The organism is Pseudomonadota bacterium (genome assembly GCA_034660915.1).
Classification (GTDB): domain Bacteria; phylum Desulfobacterota; class Anaeroferrophillalia; order Anaeroferrophillales; family Anaeroferrophillaceae; genus DQWO01.
Window position 1 is genome coordinate 1 of the sequence record JAYEKE010000026.1, and the last position, 5670, is coordinate 5670.

The 5670-nt window shown below is 45.4% G+C and carries 6 protein-coding genes; 5 read left to right on the forward strand and 1 reads right to left on the reverse strand.

Features of this window, described 5'->3' with window-relative positions:
* Window positions 1–358 precede the first annotated feature (358 nt).
* Genes U9P07_01350 through U9P07_01360 form a run of 3 tightly spaced genes read left to right on the forward strand, consistent with a single transcriptional unit; the run spans window position 359 to window position 2329 of the window.
* Window positions 359–1204 carry a MinD/ParA family protein gene (locus U9P07_01350; protein ID MEA2108051.1) on the forward strand — a complete coding sequence of 282 codons (846 nt, stop codon included), beginning with the start codon at window positions 359–361 and terminating at the stop codon, window positions 1202–1204.
* Window positions 1182–1955 carry a FliA/WhiG family RNA polymerase sigma factor gene (locus U9P07_01355; protein MEA2108052.1) on the forward strand — a complete coding sequence of 258 codons (774 nt, stop codon included), beginning with the start codon at window positions 1182–1184 and terminating at the stop codon, window positions 1953–1955. Before U9P07_01350 ends, U9P07_01355 begins: the two co-directional genes overlap by 23 nt.
* Window positions 1952–2329: a chemotaxis response regulator CheY gene (locus U9P07_01360; protein ID MEA2108053.1), complete on the forward strand. Its 378-nt coding sequence runs from the start codon at window positions 1952–1954 to the stop codon at window positions 2327–2329. The genes U9P07_01355 and U9P07_01360 overlap by 4 nt, the downstream gene beginning before the upstream one ends.
* 118 nt (window positions 2330–2447) lie before the next feature.
* Here U9P07_01360 and U9P07_01365 read toward each other — a convergent pair whose 3' ends face one another.
* Window positions 2448–3098, reverse strand: coding sequence for a protein-L-isoaspartate(D-aspartate) O-methyltransferase (locus U9P07_01365; GenBank protein ID MEA2108054.1), 651 nt, complete (start codon window positions 3096–3098; stop codon window positions 2448–2450).
* A gap of 343 nt (window positions 3099–3441) precedes the next feature.
* Here U9P07_01365 and U9P07_01370 point away from each other — a divergent pair, with 343 nt between their 5' ends.
* The gene (locus tag U9P07_01370) at window positions 3442–4542 is read left to right on the forward strand and encodes an ATP-binding protein (GenBank protein ID MEA2108055.1); all 1101 of its coding nucleotides are present in this window, start codon (window positions 3442–3444) and stop codon (window positions 4540–4542) included.
* On the forward strand, window positions 4535–5670 hold a 1136-nt coding region (locus U9P07_01375), incomplete at its 3' end, for a sigma-54 dependent transcriptional regulator (GenBank protein MEA2108056.1). The genes U9P07_01370 and U9P07_01375, both read left to right, overlap by 8 nt.

A 5670-nucleotide genomic window follows, 5' to 3' on the forward strand; every position in this document is an offset into this window, starting at 1 on the left:
ACGTTTTCAGAAAAGATAAAAATACTCTCACAGAGGCACAAAGTCACAGAGAACCCGAGTCATTTGCCCTCTGTGACTCCGTGTCTCTGTGAGAAATAATAAAAAAAGGTTTAAGGTGTAAGGTGTAGGGTTTAAGGTTTTTACCTTGTACTTTGTACAACGTAACGCCTTTATTTTTCAAGGTTAAACGCTGATAGCTAACAGCTAATCGCTTAACTTAGGATACAGTTACCTGCTGGGTGTTGTGCATTATTAACGTAAAACCATAATTTTGCTTGGCTAAATGCTAAGAGCTAACTGCTTAACTTAAGTTAAAACTGAACGCTGGAGGCTGAAGCCTCTCAGCTTAGAGGTGAGAATGGATCAGGCAGCATCATTAAAGGATAAAGGGCGTCAAACCCGGGTTATTGCGGTAGCCAGTGGCAAGGGAGGGGTTGGGAAGACTAATGTAGTGGCTAATCTGGCTTGCGTTCTGGCTGATTCCGGCCGGAAAGTCATGATTCTTGATGCGGATCTGGGCCTGGCCAACCTTGATGTACTGTTAGGTTTTGCTCCTCAACATAATCTTTCTCATGTACTTTCCGGTGAAAAAGACCTGGCGGATATTGTTATTGACGGACCTAAAGGAATCAAGGTAATTCCAGCTTCTTCCGGTATCCAGGAAGTCACCCATATGGGTACTCAGGAACAGCGAATCCTGTTGGATCAAATGGAAATGTTTGATGGCCGGTTTGATTATCTTATCATAGATACGGCAGCTGGAATTTCTGAAATGGTTACCAGTTTTCTGGTGGCAGCTCATACCTCCGTTGTGGTGGTAACCCCGGAGCCCACCTCCATGACCGATGCCTATGCGCTGATTAAAGTTCTACATAACCGGTTTGGTGAACAGCAATTTCAACTGTTGTTGAATTCTGTGCAGAATCTGAAGGAAGCCGAACAGGTATTTAATAAACTTAATCTGGTTTGTGAAAAATTCCTTGACATCTCCGTGGATTTTTTGGGATATATACCGTTTGATAAAGCTATTCCCGAGGCAGTACGTCGACAACGGGCAGTAGTGGACATGAATCCCGAAGCCGAGTCCAGTAAACAGTTTTTGCTGGTTGCCCGGGAGTTGGAGCGGACGCCGGTTAAAAAACAAACCGGTGGTCTGCAGTTTTTCTGGCGGAGATTACTTCATGGAGAGTTTGCTCGAGAGTGAAACAGGTGCCCTGCGTGAGCAGGGTGCTGAGGCGCTTGTTTTAGAGTACCTGCCTCTCATTCAGCGGATTGCTCAACGTATTTCTTCCCGTTTGCCGGACAATGTTGATCTCAATGATTTGATTAACAGTGGTGTTATCGGTCTGATAGATGCCATTTCCAAATTTGATTCTTCCCGTAAAATCAAGTTTAAAACCTATGCTGAAATCCGGGTCAGGGGGGCGATTCTCGATGAATTGCGAGCTCAGGACTGGGCTTCTCGTAGTCTGAGAAGCGACAGCAACCTGCTGGAAAATACTTACAATTACCTGGAACAGAAGTTGGGCCGGCCGGCGGAAGATGGGGAAATGGCCGGGGCACTTAATATCTCCCTGGAAGAGTTTTATAAACTGTTGGGTAAGGCGAAGGGCATATCGCTGGTCAATTTTGAAGATATGCATTTCGAAAATGGCGAGGAGCTTCGAGATCCCTATGAGTTTGTCCGTTTATTGGATGGAGATGACCCATTTGATTTGTTTAAAGACAAGGAAATGCATAATTTTCTGGTTGAGGCTATCGATCAGCTGCCGGAACGTGAACGCCTGGTTTTATCACTTTACTATTTTGAAGACCTGAACCTGAAGGAAATTGGGCTGATTCTGGAAGTTTCGGAATCAAGGGTTTGCCAGATGCGCACCAAAGCCATCATTCATTTGAAAAATAAGACCAGGCAGGCTCGTTTGACGAAAAATAACAAAGGAATGAAATCATGAATCTTGATATGAAAATTCTGGTTGTTGATGATTTTTCGACTATGCGCCGGATTATTAAAAATATTCTCCGTCAGCTTGGCTTTACTAATGTACAGGAAGCTGATGATGGGGTTACGGCCTGGCCCAAGATTCAGTCCGAACCCTTTGATTTGATAGTTACTGACTGGAATATGCCAAAAATGTCAGGGTTGGAGTTGTTGAAAGCCATCAGGGGTGATGAAGATCTGAAAGATCTGCCGGTGTTGATGGTAACCGCGGAAGCACTCAAGGAAAATATTATTGAGGCAGTCAAGGCCGGGGTCAGTAATTATATTGTCAAACCTTTTACCGCTGAAACCATGCAGGAGAAGTTGAATAAAATTTTTGGTGAGTAGTACCACTTCAGTTTTTTAACTGTTTTTTAAGCCATGCATATTCGTATTTGGGGTGCATGGCTTTTTTTTTGGCAAGTATTCAGTGCCCATTTGGAAATACGGCTTTTAAGGATGAGCACTATTTACTTTTTTGCCAGCCGTCTTCCCCGGTTAGCGGAACAAAGGAGCAGAGGAATAGCTCACTGGTTTCCAGCTTGTTATCCATTTTTTTGATTACGGTGAGCATCTGGTAGCCGAGAGGTCCTACAGGGATGACCAACCGGCCGTTTTCAACCAGTTGCTCGGTAAGTGCTTTCGGAGTATGGGGGGCCCCGGCGGTGACGATGATGGCATCATAAGGGGCTTTGGGAGGGTAGCCAAGGCTTCCATCACCAACAATGATGTGGATGTTATCATAACCAATCTCCTTTAGTATTTTTGCCGCGTTGTCCGCCAGATTCTGGTGAATTTCCATCGAAACCACTTCGTCAGCCAGTTCGGCCAGTACTGCTGTCTGGTAACCGGAGCCGGTCCCGATTTCCAGCACTTTTTTGCCGGGGCTGATAAGGTCTAGCTGTTCAGTCATGGCCGCAACCATGTATGGTTGGGAAATAGTCTGGCCTTTGCCGATTGGCAGAGGATGGTCATGGTAGGCATCGCCGTGCATTCCGGGAGGGACAAAGCGATGTCGTTCAACATTTTCCATGGCTCTCAGGACCCGGGGGTCAGAAATCCCTCTGGAAATGAGCTGTCTTTCTATCATTTCTTTCCGTAGTTTTTTGTAATCCATAGCCTTCCCTTGTTCAAACGATTGTTTACTGAATTCCTACCTGTAGTATAACGTGATCTGCGGATAGTTCCGGGGACAGGATATATAACTATCCGGTAGTTACTATCTCCGTCATCTATCTGTAAGTATAACAGAATTTACTGCCGCGTCAATTTCAATGCAGGGGGGATAGAATAGATAAGTATCAGATAATTCAATATACTGTCCCCGGAATTCCCGGAATTCCAATATACTGTCCCCGGAATTCCCCTGTCTTGCTTTTTATTCCGAATGGTGATAATTTTTTATCTCCTTGATTTTTTTGATACGTTCATTTTTTCTAACGGCTTACCCGGTAATTGTTATGATTGATGACTCCCGGAATCGCTGGAATTATCCGCTGTTGCAAAAGGTTCTCGACAGTATTGCGGATTCCATCTATATCATCAATAGACGCTACCAGATAGTCTGTATGAACCAGGCTGCCAGTCGCCGGGTTGATAAGGAGAACTCAGCAATTATCGGGAACCAGTGTCATCGGATGATTTTTGACCAGACGGAACCTTGTCCTTTTTGCCGGTTGGATAAGGTGTTTGCGGCTGGAGAAAGTGAAAAAACCAATTTCAGTCTTTTGGATACCGATGGCCGAAATCATGTTTTTGAGCTTTCTTTTTATCCCATTTTGGAACCGGGATCCAAGATTGAAGCCTGCATGGTTATGTTTAGGGATATTACGGAAAATGTTGGTTTGTTTTCAGAAATTTCACGTCTGAAGGGATTGGCCGCCATGGGTGAATATGCGGCTGAACTTACCCATGAAATTCGTAATCCGCTTAATTCCATCGAAATTCAGATGATGTTATTGAAAAGGGTGATGCAGGAGTTACCGGAAGATGCTCAGCAGGAAGTCAATGGAATCATAGAGGTTGTCAGATTAGAGAATCAACGTTTGAACCTGTTGGCCAGTGATTTTCTGCTGATGAAAAAATCCCGGGAACTTTCACTGACAACAGTGGATATCAATGCACTGCTGTCGGAAGTTGTCAGCCTGCTGAAGCCGGAAGCTGACCGCGAAAAGGTAGTTGTTGATCTGTCGTTATCGATGTCGCATAATCTGATGCGGGGAGATTGGGACAAACTGAAACAGGTATTTGTAAACCTGGTAAAAAATGGTATCGAAGCCTTGGCAGGGCAGGAAAATGGCAGGCTAGGTATTATGGTTGTCAGGGAGAACAACCAGGTGATTATTGATTTTATTGATAATGGACCGGGGATTCCTTATGCGGAACAATTGAAAATATTTAATTTATTTTACACAACCAAATCCACCGGAACAGGTGTTGGACTGCATCTGTGTCGGGATATTATCGAAGCCCATGGCGGAGACATCTCTTTTGTGAGTGATGAAAACGGCTCCGCTTTCAAGATTAAGCTTCCTCAGACGGAGTTGTCAGCAGATGGATAAACCAAGAATTTTGGTTGTGGATGATGAACCCCGGGCGGTAGCCGGTCTGGTTTCCCTGCTTCAGCATGATGGCTACCCGGCAGAAGGACTCAGTAACCCCAGGAAAGCGCTTGAACGACTGCAGGCCGGTGGAATTGATATCATGCTTACAGATTTAAAGATGCCTGATATGAGTGGACTGGAATTGTTGCAGCAGGCAAAAAACAAGACACCTTCTCTCAATGTAGTGATGATCACCGGCCAGGGAAGCGTTGATGATGCCGTTACGGCGATGAAACAGGGAGCTGAAGATTACCTGACTAAACCGGTTAATATTGATGAATTGGAGATAATTCTGGAACGTATCTGGGATAAAATTTCTCTGCTTCACCAGAATCTGGCCTGGCGGGCTTCATGGCAAAAACAATTCAGTCGGGAAGGTTTTATCGGCCGGACTCCACAGATGGAGCGGCTTTTTCATACCATTCAGGAAGTGGCGGCGACTTCCGCCACTGTTCTCATTGAAGGAGAAACCGGGACTGGAAAGGAACTGGTTGCAAGTTCGCTGCATGCACTAAGCCTGAGGGCTGATAAACCGTTAGTTGCGGTTAACTGTGCGGCCCTTACTGAAGGCTTGTTGGAGAGTGAATTATTTGGTCATGTGCGTGGGGCCTTTACCGGAGCGATAAAAGATAAGCGGGGGAAGTTCGCCCTTGCCGATGGTGGAACACTTTTCCTCGACGAGATTGGGGAAATGCCGTTTACGATCCAGGCAAAATTGTTGCGGGTTCTGGTGTCGGGAGAGTATCAGCGGGTTGGAGGTGAACAAACCCATTATGCGGATGTCCGGATTATCGCGGCCACCAATAAAAAACTGCGGCAGGAAGTTGAACAGGGCCGGTTCCGGGAAGACCTTTACTATCGACTGAATGTCGTGTTTATCTCTCTGCCTTTACTGTGTGAACGACTTGATGATATTCCTTTACTGGTAAAATACTTTATTGACCAGGCAGCATCCGGGAATCGGCATTTGCCTCTTTATCCTGATGCTGATGTTTATCGGCTGCTGCAGAGTTACTCCTGGCCGGGCAATGTCAGGGAGTTGGAAAATATTATTGAGCGGGCTTTGATTTATGCCAAAGGACGTCC

Excerpts from the sequence above, each read along its gene's own strand:
- U9P07_01370 (MEA2108055.1), top strand. The coding sequence starts at position 3,442 with ATGATTGATGACTCCCGGAATCGCTGGAATTATCCGCTGTTGCAAAAG.
- U9P07_01355 (MEA2108052.1), top strand. The coding sequence starts at position 1,182 with ATGGAGAGTTTGCTCGAGAGTGAAACAGGTGCCCTGCGTGAGCAGGGT.
- U9P07_01350 (MEA2108051.1), top strand. The coding sequence starts at position 359 with ATGGATCAGGCAGCATCATTAAAGGATAAAGGGCGTCAAACCCGGGTT.
- U9P07_01365 (MEA2108054.1), bottom strand. The coding sequence starts at position 3,098 with ATGGATTACAAAAAACTACGGAAAGAAATGATAGAAAGACAGCTCATT.
- U9P07_01360 (MEA2108053.1), top strand. The coding sequence starts at position 1,952 with ATGAATCTTGATATGAAAATTCTGGTTGTTGATGATTTTTCGACTATG.